The organism is Pseudaquabacterium rugosum, from assembly GCF_038066575.1.
Taxonomy (GTDB): Bacteria; Pseudomonadota; Gammaproteobacteria; order Burkholderiales; family Burkholderiaceae_C; genus Pseudaquabacterium; species Pseudaquabacterium rugosum.
Window position 1 is genome coordinate 353,481 of the sequence record NZ_JBBUTF010000003.1, and the last position, 14,616, is coordinate 368,096.

Consider the following 14,616-nt stretch of genomic DNA (forward strand, 5'->3'; position numbering starts at 1 on the left):
CGTGGCGGGCGACGTGGCGGGCAACGGGCGGCGGACGACGGGCGAGGCGCGTCAGCGCACGTCCAGCACCTGCAGCTTGAACAGCCGCTGGTCGTTGTAGAGGAAGACCTGGTTGAACTTCCAGGGCCGCGGCAGATGGCCGACGGGCGGATAGGGGGCGGCCGCGCGCACGGCGTCGATCGCCATCTGCAGCGTGTCCAGCGCCTGGCCGGGGCGGCGCAGCACGTCGACCGCGCGCACGCTGCCGTCGGCGTTGAGCTCGACCGACAGCACCGGGATGGCGAGCAGCACGTCGGGCGTGCGGCTGGCGTAGCTCAGGCCCGGCAGCGCGGCGGTCAGGTGCTGGGCCATCTGGCGCTGGTACTCGGCGGCGTTGCGCGCCGGGCGGGCGGGCATCGGCGGGCGGACGACGGTCAGGCGGGGTGCCGGCGGCGCGCCGCCGACCACCGGCGCCGGCACCCGCGCCGGCTCGGCCGCCGGGACACGGCCGGCCGCGGGTCGCCCGTCGGCGGCCGCCGCGGTGCCCGCGGGCGAGGCGGGCGCGTCAGCGCGCGGCAGGCCGCCGCCGAGGCAGCCCGACAGCAGCAGCGTCAGCAGTGGCATCGTGGCCCGCGCGGTGCCACGGGCCACGCCCGTCAGCGGGTGCGCCGGGGGCAGGTCGTCGCGCGGCTCAGTGCAGCGCACGGTAGATGGTGTCGGCCAGATCACGGGAGATGCCTTCCACGGTACACAGATCATCGACACCGGCGGCGGCCACGCCACGCAGGCCACCGAAGCGCTGCAGCAGCCGCGCGCGCTTCTTCGGGCCGACGCCGGGGATGTCCTCCAGCTTGCTGCCGCCGGTGCGCACGCTGGCGCGCTTGGCGCGCATGCCGGTGATGGCGAAGCGGTGGGCCTCGTCGCGGATCTGCGCGACGAGCATCAGCGCGGCCGAGTCATGGCCCAGGTAGACCTTCTCGCGGCCATCGGCGAACACCAGCTCTTCCAGGCCGACTTTACGGCCCTCGCCTTTCTCGACGCCGACGATCAGCGACAGATCCAGGCCCAGCTGCTCGAACACCTCGCGCGCCATCGACACCTGGCCGCGGCCGCCGTCGACCAGCACCAGGTCCGGCAGGCGCAGGGCCTTGGGCACCTGGGCGCCGGTGGCGTCCGCCGCCAGGCTGCCGTCGGCCTGGGCGGCGGCGCGGGCCTCGGCGATCTTGCCGTAGCGGCGTTGCAGCACCTGGCGCATGGCCGCGTAGTCGTCGCCACCGGTGATGCCGTCGATGTTGTAGCGGCGGTAGTCGGCGCTCTTCATCGCGTGGGCCTCGTAGACGACGCAACTGGCCTGCGTCGCCTCGCCGGCGGTGTGGCTGATGTCGAAGCACTCGATGCGCAGCGCGGCCTGGTCCTCGACCGCCAGGTCCAGCGCCTCGACCAGCGCACGCGTGCGCTCGCGCTGGCTGCCCTCCTCCGACAGCAGCCGGGCCAGCGCGATCTGCGCGCCCTTGTCGGCCATCTCCAGCCAGATGCGGCGCTGCTCGCGCGGGGCGCTCTGGGCATTGATCTTCACGCCGGTCTGCTCGGTCAGCGCGGCCAGCAGGCCGGTGTCGACGGCATGGCTGACGACGAGCGAGGGCGGCGGCGCCACGCCGAGGTAGTGCTGGGCGATGAAGGCCTCCAGCACCTGCTGCTCGACCGGGGCGCGCACCGGCGCGAGGGCGGCCGCCGCGTCACCGGCGGCGGCCTGCGCATCGGCCTGGGCTTCGAGCGCGGCCAGATCGGATTCGCTGAGCGCGGCGGCGTCCTCGACATGGGCGGGGAAGTGGGCGCGGTCGCCCAGGTGGCGGCCGCCGCGCACCATCGCCAGGTTCACGCAGGCGCGGCCGCCCTGCACCCGCACGGCCAGGATGTCGACATCGCGGTCGCGCGCCGACAGGCTGTTCTCCTCCATGCTCTGCTGGTGCAGCACACGGCTGAGGGCGGCGATGCGGTTGCGGACCTCGGCCGCCCGCTCGAACTCCAGCACCTCGGCATGGGCCATCATCTGCGTCTGCAGCTGGGCGATCACGCCGTCGGCATCGCCGCGCAGGAAGGCGCCGGCATCGGCCACGTCGCGCGCGTAGTCGGCCGGGGTGATCAGGCCCACGCAGGGGCCGGAGCAGCGGCGGATCTGGTAGAGCAGGCAGGGCCGGCTGCGGTTGGCGTAGACCGTGTCCTCGCAGGTGCGCAGGCGGAAGGCCTTCTGCAGCAGCAGGATGGTCTCCTTGACCGCCCAGGCGCCCGGGTAGGGCCCGAAGTAGGTGTGCTTGCGGTCGACCGTGCCGCGGTAGTAGGCGATGCGCGGGAACGGATGGGCGGCGATCTTGAGATACGGATAGCTCTTGTCGTCGCGGAACAGGATGTTGAACCGCGGGTTCAACGTCTTGATCAGGTTGTTCTCGAGCAGCAGCGCCTCGGCCTCGGTGCGCACCACCGTGGTCTCCAGCCGCGCGATGCGGCTGATCATGTGGCCGATGCGCGTGCCGCCGTGGTCCTTCTGGAAATAGCTGCTGACGCGCCGCTTGAGGTTGCGCGCCTTGCCGACGTAGAGCACGCCGCCGGCCGCATCGAAGTAGCGGTAGACGCCGGGCAGGCTGGGCAGTGCGGCGACCTCGGCCAGCACGCGGTCGCGCACGGCTGCGGCCTGGGCGGCGAGGTCGGCCGCGCGCGGGGTGGCCGGCTCGGCGGCGCCGTCGGACGACGGCAGGGCCTGCGGGGACGGGTGCGGGGACGAGGGCGGATCGGGAACGGCGGCGGCGGTCATCGGCGGCGGATTATCCGGGGGCCGGCGCCGGGCGCGATGGACGGTCCGGGACGGCGCCCGGGAAGATGCCGCGGCAGCTTGGGCCGAAGGTCGGGCAGGAGGCGCCCCGGAGGTCCCCCGGAGGTGCCCGGGATAATCGGCCGATGCGTTGGGATCTGTTCTGCCGGGTGATCGACAACTGGGGCGACATCGGCGTGTGCTGGCGGCTGGCCGCGCGCCTGGGTGCGGCGGGCCACACGGTGCGCCTGTGGCTGGACGATGACCGCGCCCTGCCCTGGCTGGCGCCGGCCGGCGCGCCGGGGGTGGAGGTCCGTCCCTGGCCGGCGGACGGGGCGGCCGAGCCGGTCTGGCCCGAGCCGGGTGACGTCGTCGTCGAGGCCTTCGGCTGCGATCCGCCGGCCGGCTTCGTCAGCGCGATGGCCGCGATGGCTGCACAGACCAGGACAGGAGCCGACAGCCGCCGCGCGCCGGTCTGGATCAACCTCGAGTACCTGAGCGCCGAGCCCTATGTCGAACGCTCGCACGGCCTGGCGTCACCGCAGTGGCACGGCCCGGGCGCCGGGCTGACCAAGTGGTTCTTCTACCCGGGCTTCACCGCGCGCACCGGCGGCCTGGTCCAGGGCGACATCGCCCCCGACCTGCGGCAGCAGGCCGACGACCGGCTGAGCGCCCACGGCTGGCAGGCGCAGGCCGGCGAGCGCAGCGCGCTGCTGTTCGCCTACGACGCACGGCCCGTGCCGGCGCTGCTGGCCAGCCTGATGCGCGGCGGCCTCGGCCCACGCCTGCTGCTGCGGGTGGCCGCCAGCGGCACGCTGCAGGACGACGTCGACCGCCTGCTGGACGTCGTGCGCGCGCCGGGTGAGCGGATCGGCCGGGCGCGGAGCGCGCCGGGCCTGCGGGTGCTGCGGCTGCCGCCCGTGGCCCAGACCGACTTCGACCTGCTGCTGGCGGCCAGCGACCTGAACCTGGTGCGCGGCGAGGACTCCTTCGCCCGCGCGCAACTGGTCAGCGCGGCACCGCTGCTGTGGCAGATCTATGTGCAGGACGACGGCGCACACGCGGCCAAGCTGGACGCCTGGATGCGCTGCGCCGGCCTGCCGCCGGCCGCCACCGCCTGGCAACGCGCCTGGAACGGCCTGGGGCCGCTGCCGCAGGAGCCGCAGGAGCCGCAGACGCAAGGGGTGCAGACGCAGGAGCCACGGACCCCCACCGCGACGGACTGGGCCGCCTGGGCCGAGGCCGCGGCCGGACATCACCGCCGCCTGCGCGCGGACGACTGTCTCGTCACCCGGCTGACCGCCTTCGTCGCCGAACGCCGCGCCCGGGCGCCCGGCTGAGCCGACCGCGCCCCGGCCCACGGCCGGACAGCGACCCCGGCCGATCTCGGCGCGGCCACGCTAGAATGCCCGGCTTTGCTCCAAGGACACCCGGTCTTGCCGTGCCGGCCGGTGTCCGCGGCCCGGTGGCGGGCAGCGACGGATCCCGGTGGACCGCGCTGCGCCACACCGCGTGGCCGCCGGGCCCGGACGGCACGTCGACCCTCCGCCTCCCGCGAGGCGGACCACCACAGCGGCATCCCACCGCGGAACTCCCCCATGAAAATCGCTCAAGAAATTCGCGCCGGCAACGTGATCATGCAGGGCAAGGACCCGTGGGTCGTGCTCAAGACCGAGTACTCGCGGGGCGGCCGCAACGCCGCGACCGTGCGCATGAAGCTGAAGTCGCTGCTGAACAACCAGGCGACCGAGACCGTCTTCAAGGCCGACGACAAGATGGACCAGATCGTGCTGGAGAAGAAGGAGTGCACCTACTCCTACTTCGCCGACCCGATGTACGTCTTCATGGACACCGAGTACAACCAGTTCGAGGTCGAGGCCGAGAACATGGGTGACGCGATCAGCTACCTGGAAGACGGCATGCAGGTCGAAGTCGTCTTCTACGACGGCAAGGCGATCTCGGTCGAACTGCCGACCTCGCTGGTGCGCCAGATCACCTGGACCGAGCCGGCCGTCAAGGGCGACACCTCGGGCAAGGTGCTGAAGCCGGCCAAGCTGGCCACCGGCTTCGAGATCATGGTGCCGATCTTCGTCGCGCAGGACGACATGATCGAAATCGACACCCGCACGCACGAGTACCGCAAGCGCGTCTGATCGGCGGTCCACGCACATCGCCGGCGCGACGGGCCGTGTGACCACGGCGACCGCCGCACCGGCCGCGCAGCACCACGGCCCGCGGGCCGGACGGTGACGACCCCAGGGGCACTTCGGTGCCCCTTCGTCATGGTGGCGACGCCGCGGCACGACATGCGGTGCCGACGTCCACCGGGACGCGATGCCGGGCGACAGGCCCGGTGGAACACGCGATGCCGGGCCGCAGGTCCGGCCAGGCATCGCCATGCCGGGCCTGCAGGCCCGGCCGAAAGGACCCGCATGGCCGGCTGGGGCCCGCTGCGCCCGGCGCAGATCGACTTCTCCGACCCGGCGGCGCCGAGCGCGCCGGACTACGGCGACGTCTACCACGCGCGTGCCGGCGCCATCGCCCAGGCCCGCGCGGTCTTCCTCGCCGGCAACGACCTGCCGGCGCGCTGGCAGGGGCGCCGCCGCTGCACCGTGCTGGAGACCGGCTTCGGCCTGGGCAACACCTTCCTGGCCACCTGGCAGGCCTGGCGCGACGACCCGCAGCGCTCGGCCGAGCTGGTCTTCGTCTCGGTCGAGAAGCACCCGCCGACGCACGCGGACCTGCGGCGCGCTCACGCGCTGGCCCATGGCGAGGCGGCCGGGGGCGATGACGCCACGCCGGACGCCACATCGGCCACCACACCGGACGCCCCATCAGGCCCCGCTGCGGGCGGCACCCCGGACACCCCCCCGGACGGCACCCCGCTGGCGGCTCTCGCCGCCGAGCTGCAGGCCGCCTGGCCACCGGCCACGCCCGATCTGCACCTGCTGAGCTTCGACGGCGGCGCCGTGCGCCTGCTGCTGGCCTTCGGCGATGCGCGCACGGTGCTGCCCGAGTTGCAGCTGCAGGCCGACGCGGTCTTCCTCGACGGCTTCGCGCCGCGCGTCAATGCCGAGCTGTGGTCGCCGGACGTGCTGCGCCAGCTGCCGCGGCTGTGTGCGCCTGGCGCCACGCTGGCCACCTGGTGCGTGGCCGGTGCGCTGCGCCAGAGCCTGGCTGCCCTGGGCTTCGAGGTGCGCCAGCAGCCGGGCTTCGGCGGCAAGCGCGGGATGACGGTCGCCCGCCATGCACCGCGCCATGTGCCGCCGGCGCCGCCCGGGCGGCCGTCGCAGCCCGCGGCGCGCCACGTGGCCGTGGTCGGCGCCGGTCTGGCCGGCGCGGCGGTGGCCCGCGCGCTGGCGCGCCAGGGCCTGCAGGTGACGGTGCTGGAACGCCTGGACGTCCCCGCCGGCGCCACCTCGGGCAATGCCGGCGGCCTGTTCCACAGCGTGCTGCACCCGGACGACGGCCCGCACGCCCGCTGGCTGCGCGCCAGCGCCCTGCACACCGCGCGCGAGTTGCGGCCGCTGGTGGCCGACGGCCGCGTGCCGGGCGCCGTCGACGGCCTGCTGCGCGGCGAGCGGCAGCAGGATGTGGCCGCCATGCAGGCCCGGCTCGACGCCCAGGGCCAGCCGGCCGGCCATGTGCAGGCGCTGGACGGCGGCATGCCCGACGGCGCGCCGGCCTGGTTCTATCCGGACGGCGGCTGGGTCAGCCCGGCCGATCTGGTGCGCCACTGGCTGGCCGCGCCCGGCATCACGCTGCACACCGGGGTGACGGTCGACCGGCTGGAGGCGGTGGATCCCCCCGTGAAGGCCGGCACGCACCGCGGCGCCGAAACGGGTCCCCGCGCGCAGACCTCGGCCCCGGACGCACGAAGAGCGGCCCCGGGAACGCCGACGACCCCGTCCGCCTCCAGCGCGGACACACCCGCAACGGCCGGCCAGACCGCGGCCTCCAGCCGCCCGGACCCGCACGCCAAGGCCCACACAGCCGCCCGCCGCTGGCGTCTGTGGGCCGCGGACGGCCGCTGCGTGGCCGAGGTCGACGCCGTCGTGCTGTGCAATGCCGACGACGCCGCCCGGCTGTGCGACGACGCCGCCACGCACTGGCCGCTGACGCGCGTGCGCGGCCAGACCACGGTGCTGCCGGCGGATGCGCCCGGCCTCGCCGATCTGCCGCTGCAGCGCCCGCTGGCCGACGGCGGCTATGCGCTGCGCCTGGCCGACGGCCGCGTGCTGTGCGGCGCCGTCGCCCAGCCCGGCGACGAGGAGACGGCCCTGCGCGCCGCCGATCACGCGAGCCATCTGCGCACGCTGCAGCGGCTGACCGGCTGGTCCGGGCGTGGGCGTGTCAATTCCGCTGACGAGACTCGGCCGGAGGGCGCCGCTGGCACCACGGGCACCCCGGATACCACAGGCATCACGGGCATCCCCGAGGTCACCCGCATCACCGGGCTGACCGGCCGCGTCGGCTGGCGGCTGGTGGCCGAGGACCGGCTGCCGCTGCTGGGGCCGGTACCGCGCCTGCGGCCGGCTGCTGCGGCTGCGGCTGCGGCTGCGGCGGCGGCGGCGGCAGCGGCGGCGGCGGCGGCGGATGCGGCGGCGGCGGCGGATGCGGCGGCGGATGCGGATGCGGATGCGGATGCGGATGCGACTGCGGCTGCAGCTGCTGCGGCTTCGGCGACTTCGGCGGCGGCTTCGCCAGCGCCGGCCGACCGCCCGGCACGAGCGCTGACCCAGGTCCGGCAGGTCGAGCGCGAACCCGGTCTGTGGTTGTTCATCGCCCTCGGCTCGCGAGGCCTGACCCAGGCCGCACTCGCCGGCGAGCTGCTGGCCGCCCAGCTGACCGGCGCGCCCTGGCCGGTGCCGCTGTCGCTGGCCGAGGCCCTGGACCCAGCGCGATTCCGGATCCGCGCCCTGCGGCGTGCGGGCCGCCCGGCCCAGCCAGCAACCCAGCCAACCCAGCCAACCCAACCGGCTCAACCGCCTAAACCGAGCCAACCGGCCCAACCAGCCCCTGAGGCTCAGTCCCAGCGCCCCTGATCCGCGCCGCGGGCGGCGAACCAGTCGGCAAGAAAGTCCACCGCCACCCGCAGCTTGGCCGAGCGCTCCAGCCGCGTCGGGTAGACGGCCCAGATGTCGGCCGGCTGGATGCAGTCGGGCAGCAGCTGCACCAGGCGGCCGTCGGCCAGCAGCGGCGCCACCTCCCACAGCGAGCGCAGCACGATGCCGTGACCGTCCAGCGCCCACTGCAGCGCCACCTCGCCGTGGTTGCTCGACAGCGGGCCGGCCACCTTGACCGTCCACGCGCGAGCGCCCTGCTGCAGCCGCCACAGGCCGACCGGATGGTCGCGCTCCTTGATGACCAGGCAGTCCAGCGCCTGCAGTGCCTGCGGCGTGGCCGGCCGGCCATGGGCCGCGACCCAGGACGGCGCCGCGCACAGCACCCGGTGGTTGCGCGCCAGCCGGCGCGCGATCAGCTGCGGCGCGATCTCGTCGCCGACGCGCAGGTCCAGATCGTGGCCCTCGCCGGCGACGTCGACCAGCCGGTCATACAGCTCCAGGCGCAGCTGCAGCTGGGGCTGCGCACGGCTGAGCGCGGCCAGTGCCGGTGCCACCTGCCGGCGCCCGAAGCCGAAGCTGCTGACCACCCGCAGATGGCCGACCGCCTGCTGCGGCGTGCCGCCGAGCGCCTGGCGCAGCTGCTCGAAGTCGTCGAGGATGCGCAGCGCCCAGCGGTGCACCCGCTCGCCGTCCTCGGTCAGCGCGACCCGGCGCGTGCTGCGGTGCAGCAGCTGCGTGCCCAGCTGCTGCTCCAGCAGCTTGATGCGCTTGCTGACATAGGCCGGCGAGGCCCCGAGCGCCTGCGCCGCCGCGATGAAGCTGCTGCGCCGCGCCACCTCGTCGAACACGCGCAGGTCCTCGGGCGCCGGAGCGCTCGCATTGTTCATGATCCGTGCACACAGGCTGTACGCATCACGGCATTGTGCATGGGACGTGGATGACGGACAGTCCGTCCCAGCCGCCGGCGTGGCCGACGCCCACCGGCCACCGACTGACCCGACCCCAGGACCTCCCGACGATGACCGCCTCCCTCCCGCGCGCCGATGGCAGCGCCGAACGCCCGTTCCAGATCGCGCTGATTCCCGGTGACGGCATCGGCAAGGAAGTCGCGCCCGAGGGCGTGCGCGTGGTCGAGGCCGCCGCGCGCCGCCACGGCATCCACCTGCGCTTCACCGAGATCGGCTGGGCCAGTTGCGACCACTGGCGCGCGCACGGCACCATGATGCCGGCCGACTGGAAGGCGCAGCTGCAGGGCATGGACGCACTGTTCTTCGGCGCCGTCGGCTGGCCGGCCGACGTGCCCGACCACGTCTCGCTGTGGGGCAGCCTGCTGCAGTTCCGCCGCGAGTTCGACCAGTACGTGAACCTGCGCCCGGTGCGCCTGTTCGACGGCGTGCCCTGCCCGCTGGCCGGCCGCCAGCCGGGCGACATCGACTACCTGATCGTGCGCGAGAACACCGAGGGCGAGTACACCAACATCGGCGGCACGATGTGGCCGGGCACCGAGCGCGAGGTGGTGCTGCAGCAGTCGGTGTTCAGCCGCCGCGGCACCGACCGGGTGCTGAAGTACGCGTTCGAACTGGCCGCCAGCCGGCCGCGCCACAAGCTGACCGTCGCCACCAAGAGCAACGGCATGGCCGTCAGCATGCCCTGGTGGGACAGCCGCGCCGACGCGATGGCGGCCGACTACCCGCAGATCGCCGTCGACAAGCAGCACATCGACATCCTCAGCGCGCGCTTCGTGCTGCAGCCCGACCGCTTCGACGTGGTGGTGGCCAGCAACCTGTTCGGCGACATCCTGTCGGACCTGGGCCCGGCCAGCGTGGGCACCATCGGCATCGCGCCGAGCGCCAACCTGAACCCCGAGCGCAGCTTCCCCAGCCTGTTCGAGCCGGTGCACGGCTCGGCGCCGGACATCCACGGCAAGGGCATCGCCAACCCGATCGCGATGATCTGGTCGGGCGCGATGATGCTGGACTTCCTGACCGACGGCACCGGCGCCGGCCGCGCCGCGCACGACGACATCGTGCGGGCGATCGAGGGCGTGCTGCGCGAGGGCCCGCGCACGCCGGACCTCGGCGGCCGGGCCTCGACGAGCGAGCTGGGCCGGGCGGTGGCCGAACGGCTCTGAAGCCGCGGCGGCCGGCCCGCCGCGCTTCAGTCGAAGGTCAGCGTCTGCACGCCGCTGGCCGTGCCCAGCAGGCACACGCGGGCGCGGTGGCGGGCGAAGATGCCCACCGTCACCACGCCCGGCCACAGCGTGGCCTCGGCCTCCATCGCGAACGGGTCGGTGATCTGCAGGCCCCGCACGTCGAGGATCAGGTTGCCGTTGTCGGTGGTGCAGCCGGCGCGCACCGTGGCCTCACCGCCGTAGGCGGCCTGGAAGCGGCGCGCGACCTGGGCAGCGGCCATCGGCAGCACCTCGACCGGCAGCGGGAAGCGGCCCAGCACCGCGACGCGCTTGCTCTCGTCGGCGATGCAGATGAAGCGCTCGGCCAGGTCGGCGACGATCTTCTCGCGCGTCAGCGCGGCGCCACCGCCCTTGATCATGCAGCCACGGCCGTCGATCTCGTCGGCGCCGTCGATGTAGACCGGAATGCGCTCGACGGTGTTGCTGTCGAGCACCGGGATGCCGTGCGCCTGCAGCCGCTGGGTCGAGGCCACCGACGAGGAGACGGCACCGGCGATGCGGTCCTTGATCTCGGCCAGCGCATCGATGAAGCAGTTGACGGTCGAGCCGGTGCCCACACCGACGATGCTGCCGGGCACCACGTGGTCGAGGGCGGCACGGCCCACGAGGGCCTTGAGTTGATCCTGGGTCAGCGGGGCGGACATGGCGGTCTCCGGGCGCGACGGACGGTCGCGGAACAGTGGAACAAGTCGGGGCGCGAGCGCGCGGGCAGCCGCCTGCGGGACAATCGCGCCATCATGTCGATTGTCCCCTACGCCCTCGCCCGCTCCTTCCTGTTCGGTCTGGACCCTGAACGCGCCCACGAGCTGACGCTCGATGCCATCGCACGGGGCCAGAACACGCCGCTGCAGTGCCTGTGGGCGCAGACCCGCGTCGATGATCCGGTCACGGTGGCCGGCCTGCGCTTCCCGAACCGCATCGGCCTGGCCGCCGGCCTGGACAAGAACGGGCGCTGCATCGACGGGCTCGGCGCGATGGGCTTCGGCTTCATCGAGGTCGGCACCGTCACGCCGCTGGGCCAGCCGGGCAACCCGCGCCCGCGCATGTTCCGCCTGCCCGAGCGCCAGGCGCTGATCAACCGCCTGGGCTTCAACAACGAGGGCCTGGCCGCCTTCATCGCCAACGTGCAGCGCGCGCGCAGCTTCCGCGCGGCCGGCGGCATCCTGGGCCTGAACATCGGCAAGAACGCCGCCACGCCGATCGAGGACGCCACCAGCGACTACCTGAAGGCGCTCGACGGCGTCTACCCGCACGCCGACTACGTCACCGTCAACATCTCCAGCCCCAACACCAAGAATCTGCGGGCACTGCAGAGCGATGCCGCGCTCGACGCGCTGCTGGGCGCGCTGCAGGCGCGCCGGGTGCAGCTGTCGGCTCAACTCGGCCGTCAGGTGCCGATGTTCGTCAAGATCGCGCCCGATCTGGACGAGGACCAGGTGTCGGTCATCGCCGCCACGCTGCAGGCCAACGGCATCGACGGCGTGATCGCCACCAACACCACGATCAGCCGCGAGGCGGTGCAGGGCCTGCCGCATGCCGACGAGGCCGGAGGCCTGTCCGGCCGGCCGGTGTTCGAGGCCAGCAACCGGGTGATCCGCCTGCTGCGCGCGGCCCTCGGCAGCCAGTACCCGATCATCGGCGTGGGCGGCGTGATGGGCGGCGAGGACGCACGGGCCAAGCTGGCCGCCGGTGCCGATCTGGTGCAGGTCTACACCGGCCTGATCTACCAGGGCCCGGCCCTGGTCAGCGACTGCGCCCGCGCGATGGCCCGCGGCGCGCGCTGACGTCCGGACTCAGGCGTCCGTGCCCGGCAGGCCCTCGCGCTCATGCCGGCGCAGGGATGCCCCGGCGATGAAGCGGCGGATCGCCGCGGCATCGTCCAGCGCGAACACGGCGTCGTCCTGGCCGATGCCGGCGGCCTGCAGCAGCTCGGCACCGCCAGCGTCATGGCCGATGGTCTTCAGGTGGCGCCAGGCCATGCGCAGCCAGTCGGTGGCCGCGGGCCGGGCGGCCAGGGCCTGCACGTCGGCCGGCGCACCCAGCACCGCGACGGCATCGAACAGCACGGACGGCGCGCTGTCGAGCGCATGGTCCGCCGGCAGCAGGATGCCGTCGTCCGCCGTCACCCCGGCGAGCGTCGGCGCGATCCGCGTCAGCTTCACGCCCTCGGCGGCGGCGGTCTCGGCCACGGCCTGCACCACTGCGGCCGACGCACCGTCCACCAGCAGCAGCGCCACATCGCGGCCCTTGGGCCCGGCCTGACGGCTGGCCAGCTGGCTCAGGGCCGGTGACGGGTCGGCATCGCGCGGCGCCCGGACCGGCGTGGCCGGTGCCACACGGCCCGCCTCCACGCCCAGGCGCCGGCACACCTCGGCCAGCAACGCGTCGTCGATGAGGGCCAGATGGCCCAGCACGCGCTGGCGCACGGCCGGCGTCCGCACCTGACCCAGCTCGAAGGCGATGGCCGCGGCCAGATGCCGCTGCTCCGGCGGCGTCAGCGACCGGTGGAACTGCCGCGCCTGGGTGTGATGGTCCGCGAACGATTCGGCGCGCAGGCGCGCCTTGGGCCCCTCGTCGGTGGCCGCCAGGCTGGCGAAGCCCTGCGGCGTCTCCCGCGGACCGGTCGGGTCGAGCGTGTTGGGCTCGTAGGCGACCCGGCCGCGCGGCACCTGCATCTGGCCCTGCGCATCGCGCTGGTGATGGTGGAACGGGCACCGGGGCGCGTTGATCAGCCGCTGGTGGAAGTTGGGACCGCCCAGACGGCTCAACTGCGTGTCCAGGTAGCTGAACAGCCGCCCCTGCAGCAGCGGGTCGTTGCTGAAGTCGAAGCCGGGCACCAGATGGCTCGGACAGAAGGCGACCTGCTCGGTCTCGGCGAAGAAGTTGTCGGGGTTGCGGTCCAGCACCATGCGCCCCACGGTCCGGATCGGCACCCGCTCCTCCGGCACCAGCTTGGTGGGGTCCAGCACGTCGAAGGGCAGGTCGTCGGCCGTGGCCTGGTCGAAGACCTGCAGGCCCAGCGTCCAGGACGGACAGTCGCCGCGGTCGATGGCCTCCCACAGGTCACGGCGGTGGAAATCGGGATCGGCCCCGGCCAGCGTCACGGCCTCGTGCCAGGTCGTGCTCTGCACGCCCAGATCGGCCCGCCAGTGGAACTTGACGAACTGCCAGCGGCCCTCGGCATCGACCACCTTGAAGGTGTGCACGCCGAAGCCGTCCATCATGCGCAGGCTGCGCGGCAGCGCCCGGTCGCTCATCGCCCACATCACCATGTGCAGGCTCTCGGGCATCAGCGAGATGAAATCCCAGAAGGTGTCGTGGGCCGAGGCGGCCTGCGGAAAGCCGCGGTCAGGCTCCATCTTCACCGCATGGATCAGGTCAGGAAACTTGATCGCGTCCTGCACGAAGAACACCGGCACGTTGTTGCCGACGAGGTCGAAGTTGCCCTGCTCGGTGTAGAACTTGACCGCGAAGCCGCGCACGTCGCGCGGGGTGTCGACCGAGCCCGCCCCGCCGGCCACGGTGGAGAAACGGGCGAACACCGGGGTCTTGCGGCCCTTCTGGCCGAGGAAGTGCGCGCGGGTGATGTCCGAGCAGTCCTGCAGGCATTCGAAGCTGCCGTGCGCGGCCGAGCCGCGGGCATGGACGACGCGCTCGGGAATGCGCTCGTGGTCGAAGTGGGTGATCTTCTCGCGCAGCAGCAGATCCTCCAGCAGGCCGGGGCCACGGGCGCCGTGGCGCAGGCTGTTCTGGCCGTCGGCGACCGGCAGGCCCTGGGCACTGGTCAGCGCCCGGGCCTGGCCCGGCTGACGGGGATCGACGTGCTGGTGGGTCTCGCCACCGGCGCCCGTGGCGACGTCGAACGGACGCCGGGAGGGGTGGGCTGGTGTGGGGGCACCCCCGGGGACATCGGACGGCATCGGGGACTCCTGCGCCGCAGGAGGCGGCATGGTGGGACACCGTCCGATGCTCCCGTCACGGTGATCCGCCGCCTGTCGGCCGCGGGCTTCGCCCCCTGTGGGAAAACATCGCTGACCGTGCCGCAGGCCGCGCAGCGGAGCCTGCCGGACGTGCCGCCGACGGCACCGCCGGATCCGCACGACGCGGCATCGTCCTACGAGACGACACCGGCGCGACCGACAGACCCGGGCCGCCGTCCCGCGCACGATACGGGGCCATGACACGAGACGGCCCTTCCGCCCCGACCCGAGGCCCGCAGGCCCATGGCCTGCCGCCTCCGCACGAACTGCCCTGTGACGCCGACCACCACGTGGGGCTCGATCTGGACATCGCGCTGCGCACGCCGCAGACGCTGGTCGTCCATGCCCACGTCAGTGCGGTGCCGGAGATCGGCGGCCCGCGCGCCGCACTCGCGCCCCTGGGCCTGGTGATCCCGCGCCATCAGTGCCGCGGCGATCGCCCCCGCCTGAGCGCGCTGCGCGCGGCCGCGCAGGACGCGCTGGCCCGTGCGGTGGCCGGTCGCCGCCTGGCCGGACTGGCCCTCGATGCCTCACGCCTGAGCGTGCTGACCGCGGCCGGCGGCCACACCTGGCGCATCGCCTGAGCGGCCCGCC

Annotated in this window: 11 protein-coding genes; 6 read left to right on the forward strand and 5 right to left on the reverse strand. The window is 73.8% G+C overall.

Annotated features, from left to right (window positions below):
• Nucleotides 1-51 precede the first annotated feature (51 nt).
• Nucleotides 52-684 (reverse strand): energy transducer TonB, encoded by a 633-nt coding sequence (locus AACH11_RS04120; protein ID WP_341372926.1) that lies wholly within the window; start codon nt 682-684, stop codon nt 52-54.
• Nucleotides 671-2,788, reverse strand: a complete 2,118-nt coding sequence (gene uvrC / locus AACH11_RS04125; protein ID WP_341372927.1) for an excinuclease ABC subunit UvrC — start codon at nt 2,786-2,788, stop codon at nt 671-673. Before uvrC ends, AACH11_RS04120 begins: the two co-directional genes overlap by 14 nt.
• 143 nt (nt 2,789-2,931) lie before the next feature.
• On the opposite strand from uvrC, the gene earP reads away from it, so the two are divergent.
• The 3 genes from earP (at nt 2,932) to AACH11_RS04145 (ending at nt 7,830) form a co-directional block, all read left to right on the forward strand.
• Complete coding sequence (earP, locus tag AACH11_RS04130) at nt 2,932-4,125, forward strand: elongation factor P maturation arginine rhamnosyltransferase EarP (RefSeq protein ID WP_341372928.1); 1,194 nt, start codon at nt 2,932-2,934, stop codon at nt 4,123-4,125.
• Between the two features lie 258 nt (nt 4,126-4,383).
• Entirely contained in the window at nt 4,384-4,938 is a 555-nt protein-coding gene (efp, locus tag AACH11_RS04135) for an elongation factor P (protein ID WP_341372929.1), read from the forward strand.
• A gap of 279 nt (nt 4,939-5,217) precedes the next feature.
• Entirely contained in the window at nt 5,218-7,830 is a 2,613-nt protein-coding gene (locus tag AACH11_RS04145) for an FAD-dependent oxidoreductase (protein ID WP_423228687.1), read from the forward strand.
• On the opposite strand, the gene AACH11_RS04150 is transcribed toward AACH11_RS04145, so the two are convergent.
• A complete protein-coding gene (locus tag AACH11_RS04150; protein WP_341372930.1) occupies nt 7,812-8,738 on the reverse strand; it encodes a LysR substrate-binding domain-containing protein in 927 nt (308 codons plus the stop codon). The two genes, AACH11_RS04145 and AACH11_RS04150, sit on opposite strands and share 19 nt — an antisense overlap.
• Before the next feature lie 131 nt (nt 8,739-8,869).
• On the opposite strand from AACH11_RS04150, the gene AACH11_RS04155 reads away from it, so the two are divergent.
• Nucleotides 8,870-9,982 carry a tartrate dehydrogenase gene (locus AACH11_RS04155; RefSeq protein WP_341372931.1) on the forward strand — a complete coding sequence of 371 codons (1,113 nt, stop codon included), beginning with the start codon at nt 8,870-8,872 and terminating at the stop codon, nt 9,980-9,982.
• A 26-nt stretch (nt 9,983-10,008) separates the two neighbouring features.
• On the opposite strand, the gene rpiA is transcribed toward AACH11_RS04155, so the two are convergent.
• The gene (rpiA, locus tag AACH11_RS04160; RefSeq protein WP_341372932.1) at nt 10,009-10,686 is read right to left on the reverse strand and encodes a ribose-5-phosphate isomerase RpiA; all 678 of its coding nucleotides are present in this window, start codon (nt 10,684-10,686) and stop codon (nt 10,009-10,011) included.
• A 93-nt stretch (nt 10,687-10,779) separates the two neighbouring features.
• Between rpiA and AACH11_RS04165 the strand changes: the two genes are divergently transcribed.
• The gene (locus AACH11_RS04165) at nt 10,780-11,826 is read left to right on the forward strand and encodes a quinone-dependent dihydroorotate dehydrogenase (RefSeq protein ID WP_341372933.1); all 1,047 of its coding nucleotides are present in this window, start codon (nt 10,780-10,782) and stop codon (nt 11,824-11,826) included.
• Between the two features lie 9 nt (nt 11,827-11,835).
• Here the strand turns inward: AACH11_RS04165 and AACH11_RS04170 are convergent, their stop codons facing one another.
• Complete coding sequence (locus AACH11_RS04170) at nt 11,836-13,962, reverse strand: catalase (RefSeq protein ID WP_341372934.1); 2,127 nt, start codon at nt 13,960-13,962, stop codon at nt 11,836-11,838.
• A 257-nt stretch (nt 13,963-14,219) separates the two neighbouring features.
• Here AACH11_RS04170 and AACH11_RS04175 point away from each other — a divergent pair, with 257 nt between their 5' ends.
• On the forward strand, nt 14,220-14,606 hold the full coding sequence (locus AACH11_RS04175) for a hypothetical protein (RefSeq protein ID WP_341372935.1): 387 nt from the start codon (nt 14,220-14,222) through the stop codon (nt 14,604-14,606).
• Nucleotides 14,607-14,616 lie beyond the last annotated feature (10 nt).

Excerpts from the sequence above, each read along its gene's own strand:
- AACH11_RS04165 (WP_341372933.1), top strand. The coding sequence starts at position 10,780 with ATGTCGATTGTCCCCTACGCCCTCGCCCGCTCCTTCCTGTTCGGTCTG.
- AACH11_RS04170 (WP_341372934.1), bottom strand. The coding sequence starts at position 13,962 with ATGCCGTCCGATGTCCCCGGGGGTGCCCCCACACCAGCCCACCCCTCC.
- efp (WP_341372929.1), top strand. The coding sequence starts at position 4,384 with ATGAAAATCGCTCAAGAAATTCGCGCCGGCAACGTGATCATGCAGGGC.
- AACH11_RS04155 (WP_341372931.1), top strand. The coding sequence starts at position 8,870 with ATGACCGCCTCCCTCCCGCGCGCCGATGGCAGCGCCGAACGCCCGTTC.
- rpiA (WP_341372932.1), bottom strand. The coding sequence starts at position 10,686 with ATGTCCGCCCCGCTGACCCAGGATCAACTCAAGGCCCTCGTGGGCCGT.
- earP (WP_341372928.1), top strand. The coding sequence starts at position 2,932 with ATGCGTTGGGATCTGTTCTGCCGGGTGATCGACAACTGGGGCGACATC.
- AACH11_RS04150 (WP_341372930.1), bottom strand. The coding sequence starts at position 8,738 with ATGAACAATGCGAGCGCTCCGGCGCCCGAGGACCTGCGCGTGTTCGAC.
- uvrC (WP_341372927.1), bottom strand. The coding sequence starts at position 2,788 with ATGACCGCCGCCGCCGTTCCCGATCCGCCCTCGTCCCCGCACCCGTCC.
- AACH11_RS04145 (WP_423228687.1), top strand. The coding sequence starts at position 5,218 with ATGGCCGGCTGGGGCCCGCTGCGCCCGGCGCAGATCGACTTCTCCGAC.
- AACH11_RS04175 (WP_341372935.1), top strand. The coding sequence starts at position 14,220 with ATGACACGAGACGGCCCTTCCGCCCCGACCCGAGGCCCGCAGGCCCAT.